This window comes from Candidatus Cloacimonadota bacterium, assembly GCA_011372345.1.
Taxonomy (GTDB): Bacteria; Cloacimonadota; Cloacimonadia; order Cloacimonadales; family TCS61; genus DRTC01.
The window spans coordinates 1-1999 of sequence record DRTC01000024.1; the positions used below are offsets into that span (position 1 = coordinate 1).

Here is a 1999-nt window from a genome sequence, read left to right on the forward strand (position 1 = left end):
AAAGAAAATCGAAGGAAGGGAATCGGAATTTATTTTCTTTTCTCTTCTTTCGAAAAGTTAAATGTATGTTTATGAAAAAAACTCACCTTAAACAAAGGGATTTTTTGTCCTAACAAAGTAATCTACTTCAGATGATTCAGATTTCAACGATTGCGAAAAAACTTTCTGTATTTGCGAGGATTAATAAACTGCAAAAAGAAAAAGTCGGGATTAAATCTTTGCTCGAATCGATCATCGATGAGTATATTAATCACCCTTTGTATGATAAAATTGAATTCCCTCATTCTAATGTCATGATGAGCGAAGTCGAACCATCGTCGAAAGAACCATCCTTCGACTCCGCTCAGGATGACAGAAATCCAACGGACAAATCACAAGATGACATTTTTGTTGATATCGATGTAACTCAATTCAAATCTGCTTTTGAGAATTTATTGAACAATGCTTTGGAAGCGATAGATGAGAATGGTTATGTGAAAATCAATGTAAAAAAAGAAAAAGATGAAGTTATTATCGAGATGAGGAATAGTGTGTCACAAGACTCAACTCCAACTTCGTTTGAAGTCGAGTCCTGTTTGGAAAGAGGATTCTCAACTAAAGGATCTTCAGGTTTGGGAGTTCCTATCGCAAAAACTATCATCGAAAAACATGGTGGTACTTTTAAGATAGAAAAAGTTGAGAGGGAATTCATTGTGAAGATCATTCTAATCTTGAAAGATGTGAAATGATATGAAAAATCATGAATCAAACCTGACTCGCAGCGAAGTGTGAGTCGGGATTGATCAACTTGAATGCTGTTCTCGATTCATCCGTCAAAACCGAACGAATCAAGTCCAGCAAAAATGGAAAATCATTCTCAACTCGACGCTTCGCTCTCAAGTCGAGTCTGATTTTTTTCCTCTCCTCTCAGGAGAGGATTAAGGTGAGGTAAAATGAACAAAATATTAATTCTGGATGATATCAAAGAAATGGCAGAACGCTACCGGAATATCCTGGTAAAAGAAAATTATGATGTAAAAATCTCTCATAACAGCACTGAATTTCTGAAGATTTATAAAGATTTTCAACCGGATTTGATAATTCTCGATGTTGAATTGAATGGAAGTCAAATGAATGGGATCGAATTTTTTAAAATATCTTTTGAAAACAAAAGAATTGAATTCCAAAGTTATTATAATTTCCGGAGAAGCATCACGCACGCAAGTTTCTGTTGCTATGAAATTAGGAGCCTATACTTTCGTGGAAAAAACAGGTCACTTCAATACTAAAAAGTTTTTAGCCGATGTTCGTCAGGCAATAAATTTGAAGCAGCAGGAAGAACAGAATAAGAGATTAAAAGATGATAACATTAATCTCCGTAAAGAACTCGAACCCAGAAAAGTTTTTATTGGCGAATGTCCGGAAATTCTAAAAGTAAAAGAACAGATCAAACGATACGCTAAAAAAGATATCAGTGTCCTGATCTATGGTGAAACCGGAACCGGAAAAGAAGTGGTTGCCAATAATCTATACTGGGAATCGGAACGAAACGGAAAACCATTTGAAATCGTACATATTGGCGGATTAAATGAAAATTTGATCGATTCGGAATTATTCGGTCATAAAAAGGGAGCTTTTACCGGAGCAGACTATGACAAAATTGGAAAATTTGAGAAAGCAGATCAAGGAATAGTCTTTCTGGATGAAATCTCGGATTTTGATCTGAACATTCAGGCAAAATTGAAAAGAGCGATTGAAAATAAAGAAATCCAGATGATTGGCGGTAATACTAAAAAGATAGATGTAAAATTCATCTTTGCCACCAACCAGAATTTGCTGGAAAAGATCAGGAATAATGAATTCAGGGAAGACCTTTATGAAAGAATGGATGTAGCAAAAATCGAACTTCCGCCTTTACGGGAAAGAGGAAACGACATTATTTTGTTGATGAAACATTTCTTTTCAATCCTTTCGCAAAAACACGATCGTTACGATAATTCGGATTTGAAATCATTAAAGA

The 1999-nt window shown here is 35.0% G+C and carries 3 protein-coding genes; all 3 read left to right on the forward strand.

Going from position 1 to position 1999, the window contains the following annotated elements:
• The first annotated feature begins 131 nt into the window (after positions 1 to 131).
• Complete coding sequence (locus ENL20_00445; protein HHE37030.1) at positions 132 to 728, forward strand: ATP-binding protein; 597 nt, start codon at positions 132 to 134, stop codon at positions 726 to 728.
• A 204-nt stretch (positions 729 to 932) separates the two neighbouring features.
• Entirely contained in the window at positions 933 to 1268 is a 336-nt protein-coding gene (locus tag ENL20_00450; GenBank protein ID HHE37031.1) for a response regulator, read from the forward strand.
• On the forward strand, positions 1114 to 1999 hold an 886-nt coding region (locus ENL20_00455; GenBank protein ID HHE37032.1), incomplete at its 3' end, for a sigma-54-dependent Fis family transcriptional regulator. The genes ENL20_00450 and ENL20_00455, both read left to right, overlap by 155 nt.

What these genes read in the sequence shown, in the direction of transcription:
- ENL20_00450 (HHE37031.1), top strand. Translation starts at nt 933, where the DNA reads ATGAACAAAATATTAATTCTGGATGATATCAAAGAAATGGCAGAACGC.
- ENL20_00445 (HHE37030.1), top strand. Translation starts at nt 132, where the DNA reads ATGATTCAGATTTCAACGATTGCGAAAAAACTTTCTGTATTTGCGAGG.